The sequence below is a fragment of the Methanococcoides vulcani genome, assembly GCF_900111645.1.
GTDB classification, from domain to species: Archaea; Halobacteriota; Methanosarcinia; order Methanosarcinales; family Methanosarcinaceae; genus Methanococcoides; species Methanococcoides vulcani.
On record NZ_FOHQ01000001.1, the window covers coordinates 491,338 to 508,052 of the forward strand.

At 42.6% G+C, this 16,715-nt stretch carries 14 protein-coding genes; 2 read left to right on the top strand and 12 right to left on the bottom strand.

Annotated elements, in window-relative coordinates:
• Positions 1-71: 71 nt before the first annotated feature.
• The 7 genes from BMX02_RS02550 to BMX02_RS02585 form a co-directional block, all read right to left on the bottom strand.
• Complete coding sequence (locus BMX02_RS02550) at positions 72-464, bottom strand: hypothetical protein (protein WP_091688764.1); 393 nt, start codon at positions 462-464, stop codon at positions 72-74.
• A gap of 235 nt (positions 465-699) precedes the next feature.
• On the bottom strand, positions 700-2,313 hold the full coding sequence (locus BMX02_RS02555; RefSeq protein ID WP_091688766.1) for a HEAT repeat domain-containing protein: 1,614 nt from the start codon (positions 2,311-2,313) through the stop codon (positions 700-702).
• 174 nt (positions 2,314-2,487) lie between these two features.
• Positions 2,488-3,576: a hypothetical protein gene (locus BMX02_RS02560; protein WP_091688768.1), complete on the bottom strand. Its 1,089-nt coding sequence runs from the start codon at positions 3,574-3,576 to the stop codon at positions 2,488-2,490.
• Between the two features lie 1,032 nt (positions 3,577-4,608).
• On the bottom strand, positions 4,609-5,040 hold the full coding sequence (locus BMX02_RS02570) for a hypothetical protein (RefSeq protein WP_091688771.1): 432 nt from the start codon (positions 5,038-5,040) through the stop codon (positions 4,609-4,611).
• A gap of 3 nt (positions 5,041-5,043) precedes the next feature.
• Positions 5,044-5,235 (bottom strand): hypothetical protein, encoded by a 192-nt coding sequence (locus BMX02_RS02575; RefSeq protein ID WP_091688773.1) that lies wholly within the window; start codon positions 5,233-5,235, stop codon positions 5,044-5,046.
• A gap of 306 nt (positions 5,236-5,541) precedes the next feature.
• A complete protein-coding gene (locus tag BMX02_RS02580) occupies positions 5,542-5,901 on the bottom strand; it encodes a carboxymuconolactone decarboxylase family protein (RefSeq protein WP_091688775.1) in 360 nt (119 codons plus the stop codon).
• A gap of 5 nt (positions 5,902-5,906) precedes the next feature.
• Positions 5,907-6,437, bottom strand: coding sequence for a ferritin (locus BMX02_RS02585; RefSeq protein ID WP_091688777.1), 531 nt, complete (start codon positions 6,435-6,437; stop codon positions 5,907-5,909).
• Positions 6,438-6,702: 265 nt separating this feature from the next.
• Here BMX02_RS02585 and cca point away from each other — a divergent pair, with 265 nt between their 5' ends.
• Entirely contained in the window at positions 6,703-8,043 is a 1,341-nt protein-coding gene (cca, locus tag BMX02_RS02590) for a CCA tRNA nucleotidyltransferase (RefSeq protein ID WP_091688779.1), read from the top strand.
• 6 nt (positions 8,044-8,049) lie between these two features.
• On the opposite strand, the gene BMX02_RS02595 is transcribed toward cca, so the two are convergent.
• The 5 genes from BMX02_RS02595 to BMX02_RS02615 form a co-directional block, all read right to left on the bottom strand.
• Positions 8,050-8,889: a DNA-3-methyladenine glycosylase family protein gene (locus BMX02_RS02595; RefSeq protein ID WP_091688782.1), complete on the bottom strand. Its 840-nt coding sequence runs from the start codon at positions 8,887-8,889 to the stop codon at positions 8,050-8,052.
• 35 nt (positions 8,890-8,924) lie between these two features.
• On the bottom strand, positions 8,925-9,515 hold the full coding sequence (locus BMX02_RS02600; protein ID WP_091688784.1) for an indolepyruvate oxidoreductase subunit beta: 591 nt from the start codon (positions 9,513-9,515) through the stop codon (positions 8,925-8,927).
• Positions 9,512-11,317, bottom strand: coding sequence for an indolepyruvate ferredoxin oxidoreductase subunit alpha (gene iorA / locus BMX02_RS02605; RefSeq protein WP_091688786.1), 1,806 nt, complete (start codon positions 11,315-11,317; stop codon positions 9,512-9,514). The genes BMX02_RS02600 and iorA overlap by 4 nt, the downstream gene beginning before the upstream one ends.
• An 882-nt stretch (positions 11,318-12,199) precedes the next feature.
• Positions 12,200-14,209 carry a putative cobaltochelatase gene (locus tag BMX02_RS02610; protein WP_091688788.1) on the bottom strand — a complete coding sequence of 670 codons (2,010 nt, stop codon included), beginning with the start codon at positions 14,207-14,209 and terminating at the stop codon, positions 12,200-12,202.
• A 2-nt stretch (positions 14,210-14,211) separates the two neighbouring features.
• On the bottom strand, positions 14,212-15,885 hold the full coding sequence (locus tag BMX02_RS02615; protein ID WP_218138493.1) for an S-layer protein domain-containing protein: 1,674 nt from the start codon (positions 15,883-15,885) through the stop codon (positions 14,212-14,214).
• A gap of 239 nt (positions 15,886-16,124) precedes the next feature.
• Between BMX02_RS02615 and BMX02_RS02620 the strand changes: the two genes are divergently transcribed.
• Positions 16,125-16,715, top strand: a complete 591-nt coding sequence (locus BMX02_RS02620; protein ID WP_244625024.1) for a hypothetical protein — start codon at positions 16,125-16,127, stop codon at positions 16,713-16,715.

Here is a 16,715-nt window from a genome sequence, read left to right on the forward strand (position 1 = left end):
TTCGCTCTTCGGATTTTGTTTTTATTGTTTTGCATTTCTATTTTTTGTGTTCCTTCTTCATTCCACTTTTTTTAGTGGACTGCACTGATTATTGCCAGAAAGACGATGGTAAGAACTATGGCTCCCAGAATGTGTGCTTTTGTTCTTTTTGAAGCAAGGTATCCGATCGCCCCATGAAGCAGCATGAATGGTAACAAATCAATTACTAAATTTAGCAGGCTGGAGGGTTGTAACACCATTTCCAACATTTCCATCCTGCCGTCGTATGGCTCAATAAGTTTGTCTATGATTTCAGCATAAGTGAACATGAGGGGGAGGAGGAGCAAACCTGCCAGTGTTGAAGTGTGCTTGTTTGCGGAAAGGTAACCATAACATATTATTAATGCAACAGGGATGCTGAAGATAGGGACAAAATGCAACTCATACACAACCCATATTATTGCAAAGATAAGTGGTATGGTCAATATGACTATTATCGATGGAAGCAGTTTTTTGTTGATTCAATTATATCTTGATTTGTTTCCATATTTCCAAATTTCATGTTTGTTTTCATTTCTTCTTACCTCGGTATCTATTCCAGAAGCAGAATCAGACAAGCTTTAAGTATTGTTAAAGTCAACATTGTCATGCAATCAGGACACGGAACTCAAATCTACTCTGGAAGGTTCATTGAATTCCGTCCAACGTATTACAACAGCTTCAACCGGATTTTTCCAAATTAGCGAGCGCATTTGCTGCTGCTTCTCGTACTTCTTCGTTTTCATCATTCAATGCCTCAGTGAGGGGTACTATTGCTCTTTTATCTTCAATTTTACCAAGAGCCTCTGATGAGCTATATCGAACTTGCCAAGATTCATCTTTCAAAGTCTGAATGAGAGGCTCGACTGCTCTTTCATCTCTAATCTCACCAAGTGCACTTGCTACCATCCATCGAACATATATATCTTCAACCTTCAGCATTTGAATAAGAGGCTCGACTGCTCTTTCATTACCGATCTCACCAAGAGAAATTGCTGCATTCCCTCTAATGTACGGAGTTTCTTTTTCATTACTCAATACTTGAATAAGAGGTTCAACTGCTCTTTCATCCCCGATATCCCCAAGGGCAGATGCTGCCTCTACTTGAATACCACTATTTTTATCATTCAGCTTCTGAATAAGAGGCTCGACTGCTCTTTCATTACCGATCTCACCAAGAGCAATTGTTGTAGCGTCTCGGACACTAATTTCCTCATCGTTCAATGCCTGGATAAGAGGTTCGACTGCTCTTTCATCGCCGATCTTACCAAGAGCAATTGCTGCACACATCCGAACACCCCAATCTTCACTTTTTAGCATTTGATTAAGAGGTTCAACTGCTCTTTCATCACCGATCTCACCAAGGGCAGACGTTGCCTCTACTTGAACATCCCTATATTCGTCCTTCAGTGCTCGATTAAGAGGTTCGACTGCTCTTTCATCACCAATTTGACCAAGAGCAATTGCTGTATCTCGCCTAACATCTTTATTTTCATCGTTCAATGCTTGAATAAGAGGCTCGACTGCTCTTTTGTCACCGATATTGCCAAGAGATTTTGCTGCACGCATCCGAACATCCTGATTTTCATCACTCAACGACTGGACAAGTGGTTCGACTGCTCTTTCATCTCCAATCTCACCAAGCGCATATGCTGAGTACATTCGGACCTGCCATTTATCATCATTTAGATTTTGAATAAGAGCTTCTACTGCTCCTACTACTTGTTTATCTTCAATGTAACCAAGATCACGTGCTGCATAAGCTCGAACTTGCCATTTATCATCATTCAGATCTTGGATAAGAGCTTCTAATGCCCTTTCATTTTCAGTGTTGTTAACATGGTACCCAGATGGAACTGCAGTTACACTTCCCACAACCATTTCTAAAAATTCGTCAACTAAAAAATCAGTAGTTATTTCATCGTTTTGAATGCGCAAGGCTGGGCCACAACTTGGATCAGAATATCCTTCGGGGGTTGGATGACAAGTATAAACCACACCCACAATTTCACCCCCTTCCTGAAGTATTTGTTGAGCAGGCTCATAATTCATTACAACTTGAGTAACAAATGATGCATTCGTTTGAAATTTAGATGTGTTATACGATGAGGGAACAGGTCTGTCAGAGCAGTTCTTATTAGGCATGTCTGATTGGTTGTTGTTAAGCATATTTGATTGATCATTATTGGAGGTGTTTGAACAATATCCCTGTTGCTGTATACCAATACATCCAATATATAGGATAAATATTAATAAAATAATTAAAAAAAAACGGTTTGATTTGTTAGCTTTCATCGAAATCCTCTGATAATTTCTAGTGGATTAATGTTTGGGATTGGCTCAATCTTTTCTATCAAAATCTAGTGATGCAAATTTTAAAAATCAGAATCTTCAAGATTGTATGCAGGAGTTTCACACCTGATATTTAGTTGATTTACTCACACAAACTTGAAGATAATATTTCCTTTTTTAATCATTTGCAGTAAGCAATTCCACCTTAGAAGATGAAATGATGTTAGCATCAAGGTTAGTTATGCCAACAGGTATACCAGCGTAATTCACTTCCCCCCATATTACATTGAAGGTGTTCAGGTTTAAGTCTTTAAATTCCATGTCATAGAACAACGTATCACCCGGCACATCACCATTATCTACCACATGACTTCCTTCCAAAGCAGTATAGACATCAAGATGAGTATTGTCAAAATCATTTGTATGGAAATATACTTGATGTCCTGCAGTTACGTCCTCAAAGGCTATTAACCATCTGCTATAAGTATTATCCCACGATAACAATCCTTCAATCTTATCACCTTGATCTACATTGATTCTTGCACTGTGATAATAAACATCGTTTATACCATACCATGCCGCACCGGTCCATCTCCCGCTTTGCAACTGATTCCATTCTAACACAGGTTGCATAATTCCACTTTCCCCATTTGGTTTGATAGCATTAAAAAGGAAATCTACTGCATCGTTATTTGGATGAGGCGGAGTTGTGGGTACGTTCCAATAGGCTACGAAACGCCGGACCCCAGCAACGTCCTTATCAACAGTTGATTTTAACCATCCTTTAAAGTCCGGGACCTCGTCAATTTTCTCCAGATTATCAGCATAATCTTCATTTACAATCGACATTATACAAGTTCCATTGTAATAGATGTTGGTTATGTTTTCATTTGTGCGGATATCAGAACCAGATGGGACTTGATGTATACGTGTTGCAGGTTTTAATCCAGAAGGAGTAGCAATCATTTTTGCTTTCGCATCAACGGCGGATAAATATTGTTTTCCATCTGAAGTAAATACTGTAGTTATTCCGTCAGCTGAATGGTGAATGATCGATCCTATTGGGATGCTATGTAAATTATCACCTTTCATGGTACTCAATTCAGCATTAATGATTTTCTTTTCAGACGAATCATTAAATTGCAATGCTGGAAGTTTCGACATATTCTCTTCTGGAGTCGCACTCACAGCCGGTACAAATGCCATGCTTACCAGCAACATTGCGGCAAGTATCACACCGATTCCAAATTTCATGTTTGTTTTCATTTATTTTATCTCCTGCTTTATTCATTTCAGGAGGCAAAGCTACGCTTATATAGTACAACGGTTAAAACCTAATCATGCCTCCGGGCACGTGGGGTTCAGCTTCTACCCAAATCCGGTTGAGCCCCCACTCCAGAAAAATCTATTACTTCCATCTTATACATTAATTACTGTGATGAATATTCATCGATCCGGTTAATATTAATCAGTCCGATTAATATTCACCATTCTGATTAATGTCGGAAACAGGATAATTCCGGGATATTTTCATGATGTTGCTTGTGTTTTTGGTGTCTGCAATGGTCATTTCCACTAAAATGGGTCACTGCATTGGAATTTACCTGCCTTAAAGCCGATGTCTCTGCAGGGGCGATGTGAAGCCAGGACGGCCACACAACCCTTGTCGTCAACACTTCGATAGGAAAAATTTCAAAATTGCCTAATAGATCAACAGTGATGTGTTTCGGGATTCAATAGGTTATACAGTTATTACTCCTATATCCATGGGAGAGCTGGAAGTATTCGCTTTATTTATATCTATATCTACAGAACTCCAGGCATGTGGCAGTGTTCTACAAGCGTCCGTTATTTTTCTGTCTAAACTAACTTTAAATTCATACTCTCCCTCTGCCCAATACATATATTTTCCCTTAGACCATGGCATTGACCATCGAAACAGTAGCCATAATGATTTAGGTTGCGATACGTGCTCTTCGGGAGCCAATTCATACGTTTCTTTGAATATGGATTTATTATGTGAGTCAAATACTTCAACGATTACTTCATGGCTTTGGAGATCATTGTTATTTATATAAAATAGAGGTGTTGGAGATCCGACCAATAAAAGAGGATAAACAATAAAGTAACTCAGCAGAATTAGCACCAAAATTTCTAAGCTAATGAGTAGTTTAGTATTTTTTTTAATAATTATACCCCCACTTTGACAGTTCTATTTTTTAACCCTATATAATTTGACAGTGCATGCACTCCCCACCAAATGTACTGAATTTTCAGGTAAACAGCATGCCTCTGAGTTCAATCAACAAACCCTCTTATAAAAAATACTACCCAGAACAGAAAACAACATATCGCAAGAATATTGTACTGTATTTCTTTTATTGATGCAAAATAGCCTTCCAAACCACCGAGGACAGCCAGGATCCCAAAATAAGCAAGAGTATCCATACTGGTAAAGTCTCCTGATATGATTAAGCTCAAATATATATTAAGAAAAAGTCCGATTACAGGTATAACTCCAATTATAACGGATCCGATTTTATCCCTTGTAATCAATCCATACATAATAGGAGCTATCGGTAAAAGAAACATGCTGAAAAACACAATAGGAAATGTCAATAAGTCACCAATTGTTGTGCGCAATGCGTGCTCTAGATGGTTTACTCCAGTTGTAATAACGATGATCACTGAAGATATGATAATTGAGAGTATTAATTTTTTGATGTCCATTTATTACCCTTCAATGTTTGAAAACAGAGATTTAGCAAAATCCTCCTTAATAAATTCCCAACTTTGTTCCTTCCAATAAAAGTTTTTCACTCTTATAGTAACTAATGTATTCAGTGTTACTGAAGCAGCAGGTGATATAAGTAGACCTATTAGACCCGCAAATCCTGCAACTGTAATTGTTCCTGCAAGACCCAATTGAGCTCAACATTGTAAAAATCTATAACTGTTATCATATATATTAATTGCTGTGACAATCTTTCATCGATCCGATTGATATTAATCAGCCCGAAGAATATCCTTTATTCTGATTAATGTCCGGAGCAAGGCAATTTTAGGACATATTTTGTAATGTTCTTTGTAGCTTCAGTGATAAAATTTACAGCAAACAAAAAGATCGTGGGGTTTTGCAAATCCAATGGCCTCAGGTATTGCATCATATGCAACATTGAAGCACAAAGTTATTGTGACCACAAAAAAAGAAGTTAAGGCTTTGATAAAGCCTTAGAATCCAAGTTTATCCATTTCCGGCAGCACATCGGTGCTGATGTCAGTAAAGTTCTGGATTCCGCCAGCCCATGAGGCCATCATCATTGCATCATTGATCTCAGCTCTTGTAGCACCGTGCTTCTTGAGCTTCACAAGGATCTTCTTGGCACTGTTGGTGTTGTTCCTGGAGCAGGCTATGGCGAAGACAATGAGGTGTTTGTTCTTCATTGAAAGTCCGTCTTCCCTGTCCTTCCAGATAGCCTTGTAGAACCCTGCAAGTCCCTGTCCGAAGTCATCGTCCATCTCTTTAGCCATTCTGATAGCTTTCGGCATAGAGCCTTTGACCTGCTTTACTTCTTCTGTGTTTCCTGTCATAAATATCACCTGACCTGTGTCCAGTCAGTTACTGCTGCAGGTGGGTTGAATATCCTTACTGCGAGTTCCTTGTCGATCATGAACAGGCCGTTACCTTCCTCGCCTGCAAGTTTGAGCTTGTCGATGATCTCATTGTCATTTCCTTCTTCCTCGATCTGCTCGGTGATGTACCACTGGAGGAATATGTGGGTTGCATGGTCCTTTTCTTCGATTGCAAGGTCAACAAGGTCATTGATGGAGCGTGTGATGAACTGTTCATGTTCAAGGGTTGCATAGAACATGTCAAGTGCAGTGCCGAAGTCCTGTGGTGGTTTCTCGATCTCCATAAGTTCGACCGGTGCCCCCACATCGCTAATATAATTATAGAGCTTCATGGCGTGTACCATCTCTTCCTGATACTGGACCATGAACCAGTTCGCAAACCCGTTAAGTCCGATGTTCGAACTGTAAGCTGACATTGCCATGTAAAGGTATGCGGAATACATTTCCTTGTTGATCTGTGAGTTCAACGCATCTGCCATCTTTTCACTTATCATATTATAAACTCCTCCGTAGTGATGTATTATGGTTCCATTCGGATATAGGCTCCCCGCTATTACGGTCGTTCCCCCTGAGCCTCTGAATGGTATTTTCATCTTAAAGTTGACAGTGAAATATAGTTTCAATCCGTATAAATGATTATCTGTTTTGGTAAATATGGCAGTTTTACACAAAAGCCTGTGCACAAAAATGAATCTGGCTCAAATTGTTTTATACCTTTGAGGAATAGTATGTACAAGGACTATCATTGAGAGAGTGAACATGGAAGATATCAAAAACAGAATTCTGGATAAGATCAAGCCATCAGATGAAGAAAGGGTACATCTGGCAAAAGTGGCCGATGAACTGATGTACAAGATCGATTGCATGAGCTTTAAAGTTGGCTTAACGGGTGTAAAGACACAACTTGTAGGCTCAGCTGCCAGAGGCACATGGATATCCGGAACTCACGATCTTGATATATTCATCATGTTCCCTGATACGACAAGCCGTGAGGACCTTGAAAGCTACGGTCTGTCCATTGGCCGGCAGATAGCAAAAGAGGCCCAGGAGTGGGACGAACATTATGCTGAGCATCCTTATGTCAAGATGAAATACGGCGGCTTTGACGTTGATCTTGTCCCATGTTACAGTGTTTCCAGTGCATCATGCATCCTTTCTGCAGTGGACAGGACTCCTTTTCACAATGAGTTCATAAAGGCTCATCTCCATGGTCGCGAAGACGATGTACTCTTGCTCAAGCAGTTCATGAAAGGCACAGGTGTCTATGGCTCCGAGCTTAAGACCGAAGGATTCTCTGGCTATCTCACAGAACTTCTGGTGATCAACTACGGTTCTTTTGAAAAGGTGCTGGAAGCTGCCTCTGACTGGCGGCCGGGTCTGCTTCTGGACCTCATGGAACACGGCTGCCTGAAATTCGAGGATCCTCTTGTTGTTATTGATCCCACAGATCCTCGAAGGAATGTGGCTGCAGCATTGTCCCTGGACAAGTTCTGCACGTTCATCGATGTTTCCAGAAGCTTCCTTGATACTCCTGATGAAAGCATGTTCTTCCCTTCTGCAAAACCTCCAATCTCGGACGATGAGTTGCTGGACAGGATGAACCGCCGTGGTACATCATTGGTAGCCATTGTTTTCAAGACACCTGATGTTGTGGATGATATTTTCTATCCGCAGTTCGCGAAGATGGAACATTCCATCGTACCATTGCTTGAGAAGAACGAGTTTACCGTTTTGAAGGCCGGTAAATGGAGTGGTGAGGATTCGATCGTATTCCTGGAGCTGTTGTCAAGAACTCTTCCTGACGTAAAAATGCACAGAGGGCCGCCGGTATGGGTGCGAGCTCATGCTGAAGCGTTCAGGGCAAAATATGTAGACAACCCGGATGCTTACTCGCTGACCATTAAGGATGGTTTCTATGTTGCTGAGATCCCCCGAAAATATACTGATGCAGTTGAGCTGCTGAAATCCGAGGTTGCCGGATGTTCACTCGGAAAGCACATCTCAAAGAGTGTAAAAGAAGGTTTCACAGTTCTTGAAGGCGATCAGATCCTTAAGTTGAAAAACGAGGGACTTCGAAGTTTCATCAATAGCTGGTTCTGAGTGGCTTTAGATAAGCCCTTCGAGACGTTTCTGGTAGAACAGGTATTGCTGGGCATAGCCGCAGTACTTCCCAAAATAGTGTCTGCCCCAATTTCCTATTTTTGTCTTGGTAATCTTGCCTTCAAAGAAAGGGTCATTGCCGTAGTAGGTCCTGACGATCTTCTCCACATGGGTATCCACAGGGAAACCTTCCATTTTATCAAAGGCGAACAGCAGGATACAGTCAGCGACCTTCTCACCGATACCCTCCAGTGACATCAGCTCCTTCTTTGCAGTCTGATAGTCAAGCCTGAACAGGTCTTCAAGAACAATGTCCCCGGTGACAACAACATTTGCTGCCTTGATTATACGGGATGTGCGAAATCCCATCTTACATTCACAAAGTTCGTCACAGCAGGTGGCTGCGAGGTCTTCTGCTTTCGGGAAGCTGTAGAGTCCGTCTTCCAGTTCTTCCCCGAACATTGCTGAAAGCATGGATATGTTCTTCTTTATCCTCGGGATGTTCGAGGCTGTGGCAAGCATGTAGGATATCAGGCATTCCCAGGGATCCTGACGTATCAAACGTAATCCGTGATATTTACGGATCGCAATATCCATATGCTCGTCCTTGTCGATCTGCTCGAATATTGCCGGCAGGTCGTCGTCGAGCCTGAAATAATGATAAAAAAAGTCTTCATCAAGAGATGAATCGACCAACAGGTCACCGGTTTCAGGGTCCTGGCTTATGCGGGCAACAGCACCGTTGACCACGCCTGTCCACCAGTCACCGTCCTTGTCCCAGCGGAACACCTGACCACAGTCAAGCGTAAAATCCAGGTCGAGATCTTCTGTCCTGATGGCATACATCTCTGGTTAAAAAACAAAAAATTGAAGCTATGGTCTTATTCGACCATGCTTCTTCCCATTTCAAAGGCTTTTACGTTCGTGTCAATGGTCTTTGGAGGTACCATCTCCTTAACACGGTCAAGCAGTGTTTCCATCTTGATCGGCAGGAAGTTGGATAAGGCTCCAACCAGAACAACGTTCGTTGCCTGCCTGCTTCCGGCCTCTGCTGCTTTTTCAGCTGCATTGAAAGCGATGACGCGGTGTGTTTCCTTCAGCTTTTCCACGATGCTGTCAACAGGCGGGTAAGTTGCCTTTCCTGTACTGACCGTGACCGGGTAAACTGATTCGGTGTTCATGATGATGACACCGTCATCTGCAAGGAATTCAATGTAGCGCAGGGCTTCCACGGGTTCGAGCGCGAGCAGACAATCTGCACCTTTGAGCGGGATCATGGAGCCAAGATCACAGCCGATACGGATGTGGTTGACAACTGAACCGCCACGCTGTGCCATTCCATGTGTTTCTGCTGCCCTTACGCTTTTTCCTTCAAGGACTGCTGACCTGCCGATGATGTCTGATGCAAGGATCGCTCCCTGCCCACCGACACCTGAGATAACAAGATCAAATTCAGAAGCTTTGCTGCTCATTTCTGCACCTCCACGATAGCATCGAACTTGCAGACTACACTACAGAGTCCACAACCTGTGCACATTGCATTGATATGTGCTTTCTTTGATTCTTTATCGAACTCGATAGCAGGACATCCGAGGTTGACACACATTCTGCATCCGATACATTTCTCGGTATCAACTTTGAAAGGTATGCGTCTGACACCGGCTCTGCGTGCTGAGATGACACATGCCTGTCTTGTGATGACCACAGAAGGACCTTCAAAGTCCTTTGCACGTTTGAACACTTCTTCGGTGGCTTTGACATCATACGGATCGACGGTTTCCACGAATTCCGCACCAAGTCCGCGGCAGAGCTGTTCCATATCGATCTCCTTTGTAGGCTCGCCTGTGGATGTCAGTCCCATGCCGGGGTTTGGCTGGTGGCCTGTCATTGCAGTGATACGGTTGTCAAGGATAGTTATTGTGATGTTGGCCTTGTTGTAGACAGCATTGAGCAATCCGTTGATACCTGTATGGAAGAATGTGGAATCTCCAATGGAACAGCAGATGGGCTGTTTCTCACCTGCATCGTAGATACCTGATGCAACGGTGATACTTCCACCCATACATAGTGTTGTATCGACGGTTCCGTTCTGGATACCAAGGGTATAGCAACCGATGTCACTTGGGAACACCGCTTTCTTGCCGAAGACCTTCTTCATTGCATGATAGGCCGCACGGTGTGAACATCCGGGACACATTGCAGGTGGCCTTGGTGGCAGTTCCATATCAATTTCAGCTATTTCCGGAACATTTGTTTCAATACCGAAAGCTTCTCCGATGGCCTTTACACAGATATCGACTGTGAGTTCGCTGACCCTTGGGATAAGGCCGCCTGTCTTACCGAGTATCTTCACGGGGCTTTCGATGTCCTTTGCTATGATCTTGCAGCGGTCTTCCACTATAGGTTCAAGTTCCTCGATGACAAGCACTGTTTCAGCCTGTTCGTACATCTTCCTGATAAGACCTTCAGGTACAGGGTATGCACCGACCTTCAGGAAGGATGCTTCAAGACCGAGGTTCTCCATGGCTTCCTTAGCATATACTGAACCCAAGCCGGATGCGATGATGCCGATCTTTGAGTTCTCGTTGATGGTGAGCTCGTTCCATGGTGAATTCTCAAGCTCTTCCCTGATATCGTCCTGTATCTCAAGGAGGTGTGGGTGCCTGAGTCTTGCATTGCTTGGGATCATTACCCAGCGTGAGGTGTCCTTTTCGAACTTTGCCTCTACACTGTGTTCGGTTATTGGCCCAAGCTCGATGTTGGATTTGCCGTGTGATATCCTCGTTGTTGGCCTGAATATCACAGGGAGCCCGAACCTCTCGGAAAGTTCGAATGCGTATGGGATCATGTCCTTTGCTTCCTGTGGTGTGGAAGGGTCAAGACATGGCATAAGTGAGAATTCGGAATACTTACGTGTGTCCTGTTCATTCTGTGATGAATGACATGCAGGGTCATCAGCGACAATGATGATCATTCCACCTTTGACACCCATGTAAGAAAGTGTCATAAGGGGGTCTGCTGCAACGTTGAGACCGACGTGTTTCATTGTCACCACAGAACGCACACCTGTCATGGCAGCTCCTGCAGCAACCTCCATAGCAACTTTTTCATTAACTGACCATTCAACGTAGAAGTCACGTTCTTTCATTGCAGATAACGTATCAACGATCTCAGAAGAAGGCGTACCGGGATACCCGGAGATGACTTTACCTCCTCCTTCCACAATACCGCGTGCGATCGCCACGTTTCCAAGCATATACTCGCGTGTGCTCATGTTAATCTCCTGCCGTTTTGATAATAGTCCATCATTGATAAATATGTAGGTGAGATCCAGCAGGCGATCGTTCTTTGGGATGTAGGTTGTTGTACGTTGGTGTATAGGTATTGTTTATTTCTGGAGAATTCCGATAAACGTCTCAAACAGAAGCAAAATTAATACAACCTAAGTTTGACAGTTTTCACTATTTCCTGAAGCTAATGTCTTCATATTTCTCAAGATTGTCCATTTTTTGTCAGGAAAACCTATTTGACAGTTTGCATTTATTCATGCAAAATGTCGCGAATTAAGCCTTTTTTGCCTTAAAATTGATGTAATTTACAACAAGTTGGACCTGAATTTATTCATTAACCCTCATTTTCGTCGGAATAGTGTTCAACTGTCAAATTCCATTAAGCTTTTTTTGGATATTTTATGCTTGAAAACAATATGAAGTAGAACTAGGAGCCGTTTTAGAAGATCTGACTGGACTGTCAAATTCTCAGTCCCAAAAATGGATAGAAATCCAAAAAAACGCATTCGAATGACAAAGGTGATACTGTCAAATGGGTATGCGGAAAAATGGACAAAATTATAAAAACGAATATGAGCGAAAGTAGAGATTATCAATCGACTAGAAGAATACAGAAATACTTAGATTGTGGCGAAAACGAAGAAAGATAGATATTCAGTTGATTAAAAATAAAACTGTCAAACTTGGGATTGATAATTAAAATCAAATTTTTATTATTTGTGACTTTCGGGAATAGGTGCATATCCATGATTTTCCTGATGATAACTGCAAGCATTGTATCGGCAGATAACATAAACAATGCTAGTTCTGGTGATATGATTATGAGCTGGTTTCAAAACTTCTGATTAAGTTTTTCACACAAATCCTTACCCTACAATAGAATATTTTACTGCATCCACAATCGAATCTGATTTTAGCTCTTCAAGTTTTAAATATTTGGCTCCAAGGGCATCTGATATCTGTCGCGCAAAACCGAATTTGATGGCACCTGTTTCTGTGTCAATTACGGTAGATTGTATTCCATCCATTTTAAATTGAGAAGCAATTCTCTTTGTTTCTTCCATGGCTGATCCCCCTTGCATGCTAACGTTTGCCTTACCATCTGATATCAGGATGATGAATGGACATGTGTCCGGTTCACGCTTGATTTCAGATTGTATGATTTCATACCCTTTTGAGAGACCATGCGGCAAAGGGGTCTTGCCTCCGGTTGGAAGGTCCTTAAGGTACTTATTTGCAAGTTCAACACTCGATGTTGGTGGGAGCAGGAGTTCAGCATTCTGACCCTTGAATGCTACAAGTCCTACCCTATCTCTCTTCTGATATGCATCTATGAGCAGGGACAGAACTGCACCTTTTGTACTCCTCATACGTTCCTGGGCACCCATTGAACCGCTGGCATCCACCACAAACAGAATCGTATTGCCTATCTTTTTTTCGCGCACTTTTTCCCTAATATCTGATTGATGCAGGGCAATAGCTTTGCCATCCTTCTCCCGCCCGAGCTGGTTTGGAGCTGCTGCCCTGAAAGTTGCATCAAAGGCAATATCCGTTGTTTTCTCATGCGGTATTGCACTTTTTACATACCTCCCCGACTTTGAATTGGTACGTGTTTTACTACGCCGGCCCGAACCATCCCTGTTCTTTAGCTCATGCTCCGCAGACATGGGTTTCAGCTGGAATGTTTCACCCGTTTCAAAAGTAGTCTCGGAGGGGCTATCAGGTATACCCCCTCCATCATCTGAGCTACCATCGTCATTTTGTCCGTTATGTTCGGACCGTTCCGTCTGCTCTTCATCTTCTTGCGGATTATCCTTGTGTTCTTTATTTTCTTGCTGCTTTTCCTTGTGTTTTTCAAAGGTCTCATCCAGTTTATCCCGGTTGTCGGACTGTTCCTCAAAAGGCTTTCTGCGCATCCGATGAGAAAGAACAAGTTCTGCAGCCTCTCTTATATCTTCCTCGCTGACCGCTATGCGACCGTTAAGGGCTGAGATGGTGCTGGCCGTCTTCATCATGGTAATATCAGCACGGTGACCGTCTACGTTCATGTCGATGCATATCTGTGCTATTAATTCGAGCATATCATCTGATATCCGGACATCTGGCAGCAATTCCTTTGCATTCATGATACTGCTGCGCAGATCGGCCTCCGATCCCTTCCACTGGCAGGCAAATCCTTCAGGATCGCTTTCATATGCAACCCTTCGCTTAATAACGTCAACCCTTGCAGACGCTTCATGTATCCCTTCGATATCAACGCATAATCCAAAACGGTCAAGAAGCTGAGGTCGCAGTTCTCCTTCCTCGGGATTCATGGTACCTATCAGGATAAAAGAAGCAGGATGAGAATATGACACACCTTCGCGTTCCACGGTGTTCACACCCATTGCGGCCGAATCAAGGAGCACATCTACGATGTGGTCATCTAAAAGGTTGATCTCGTCCACATACAGGATGCTGCGGTGAGCCTTTGCCAGCACACCGGCTTCAAAGCGCTTCTCTCCCTTCTTGATGGCATGCTCTATGTCAAGGGTTCCGACCACTCTGTCCTCAGTGGCACTGACCGGCAGGTCAACAACCCGCATATTCCGATGAGATGTCTCAGGTTCGCCATTATTTGTTTTTTTGATACACTCCTCACACATCTCATTTTTATCATGGGGGTTGCAACAGAACATACACCCATCCACAACTTCGATCCGGGGAAGAAGATTTGCAAGTGCACGCACAGCCGTGGATTTTGCAGTCCCCTTTTCCCCACGGATCAGAACTCCGCCGATCTTTGGGTTAATGGCATTCAATATCAGTGTTTTCTTCATCCTATCCTGCCCTACAATGGCAGTGAAAGGGTAGGTTGTTTTGGAATTGCTTTTCATATTTAAGCACCCATCAGGTATTCTTCCAAAGTTATCACGGGCAGGGACTGTTCATGAATAATCAATTCACCACACTCCACTCTGGATATATACGGGTAGAGTATGAACTTGCTGCTCAGCACTCTAAGCCACATATCATCGGTTATTTCCACTTTGCCGTCCAAATGCAGTTTTCTTTTATTTTCAAGTCTAAGCTTCTCATCGTTATGAGTAACTTTTAGTTCCCCTATCTCGTCACCGATGTCAATTTCCAGTGGGCTATCCGAGAAATGCAGAGGATACTTTAACTCCACCAGATTTGTATCTGCTCTAAACACGTTCTTGAAGTATACAGAAACGATTGGGACATCTACATCATCGATATTTCGAGTGTATATAAGTGTGTGAGTACCGATGTCTGCGGATTCACCTGGTTTTATCACGGTTGAATGGACCGGAATATTATTTTTGGATAAACATGTGTAGACCGAATTGGCTGATATGTCTTTTATTGTTAAGGTATACCCTTCACCAAGGTCCCATTCTTCCCCTACTTTCAAGATTTTATCTTCATCGCTGTCCATTATTATTTTCGAAAGCCTGCCTGCACTTCCAAGAGCAGCAAATTTGTCTCCCTGCCAGCCCATCACATAATATCCGTTTTTAAAATACTCTTTCTGGCAGTTCATCATCTCCGGATTTTTGTATGGGATCTTTACAGGTGTTGACTCATACACAAGATCTCCTTTTTCAACATTTTCGGTTGCTGTATTTACAGTAAGGTCCATTTGTTCGGTGCTCAGGTCATGTTCAAGATCATAGAAAAAGGATCCAAAGTTGTCTGCAGTCCAGCTAAATGATGTTGCGTATTTCGGATTAAAAGCCGTGCCTCTGACATCATATTTTTTAACGTCATCATTTTGGGTGTATGGGTATGCCCTATAGACATTTTTTGCAACCTTGAACTTGATGAAATCGTCAAGGATCGAAACTTCTCTGCCAGGCTGGAGATCAATAGGGACAGTATTCTTCAGTTCGATCTTCTTTTTTTCGATGTTTGTGACTTTGAACTCACCATACATATCTCCGACCTTAATCTCAATCGGATTCTCGGAATACTGGGTCACGCTCTTGAGACGGGCTGTAGGAGATTCTCCGAACATTATCCACTCAACGGTTGCAGTGATGGTTTTGTATTCTGTGCCGTTGATCTTGGTTTTGTATTCGAATTTTTCCCCTTCCTTGAGAACCTGTGTTGAAACCGGCACTGAGTTCTTCTGTAATTCGAATAAGCCCCCGTCTTTGTTCATGTCCTTGAGAACGAGTTTATACTCTTCACCAAGGGCGTAATCCTGGCCAATTTCCAGCGTTCTTTTACCATAACTAACAAGACTCTTGCTAAGCAGCAGGTCTTGGTTGCCGGCATTTAGGACCTTGTATTTATCACCCAGCAGTGCAGTTGAACCGTAGCTTATCTTCAGCGTATAGGTCGCGTCCCCAACATCAACCCTGCCATCTTCAGAAAAGTTCAGCATCAGTGTTTCGTAGTACGTGCCAGAAGATGTGGAATAGTAAAATCCCGGGAAACCGGCAGCATCTATGATAACGCTTTCACCACTTTCAATACTTGAAATTGGTCCTCTCTCCTCCATGGCCGCACCCACCGAAACAAGTGAAAGTAGTATCATTAGGGACATTATTCCTGAGCCGATTCTTCCTTTGAAAGGGTTTTTTCCTAACATATTTTTTGCTGAAATTGTAATATCCTATACCTCCTTTACAATATCTATTCATAACATGTTTTTGCTAAACTGCGATATTAGTTAAATCTTTTGATATAATAATAACATTTAATGTTACAAAAATAGATTATTGCCATATCTAATGTTACTAAAATAGAAATATTTATTAACTATGATTCCATTGGGCACACCGGATGAAACACAGGAAAATTGCTCTAATTGCCGCCTTTACTGCTGGAATGATTGTTATTGCAGTTACGCTTTTGAATCCAGTACTCTCCGAGAAAGTACTGTATCATGAAGGGTTCGAAGAAGATTATGGCATAGCAGACAGTCCCATGCTCACCCATGCAGACGGTACGTTGTGTCTGGATACAGGCGAACCGATGAACATGAATGGGGGAGAATGGAGTAAAAATGTAACACTGCAACCTGCAAAAATATCATGGCATTGGTCTGGAGAAGACCTGAGCGGTTTCCAGCTCTGGATGAAACTTACTTTCAACAATCACAAGTCCATCTGTTATGTGGCAAGTGGTAGTATGAATCCGCTATCACAGGGAGAATTTTACCGGGACGAGGAGAATAGGATGAGGTTCTCGCCGTCCGTAGTAATATCAGGAATTCCAATGAATTCGGTAAAAAGAGATGTCAGGGAGGACTATGAAAAATACTGTGGCTCCTTTGGCGATGTGGAGATTGTCCGGATAAGTGTAGGCATGAAAGATGAAAGCCCGGAATATCGAAACATGCTCAATATCTCGGATATCATGATATATACATAA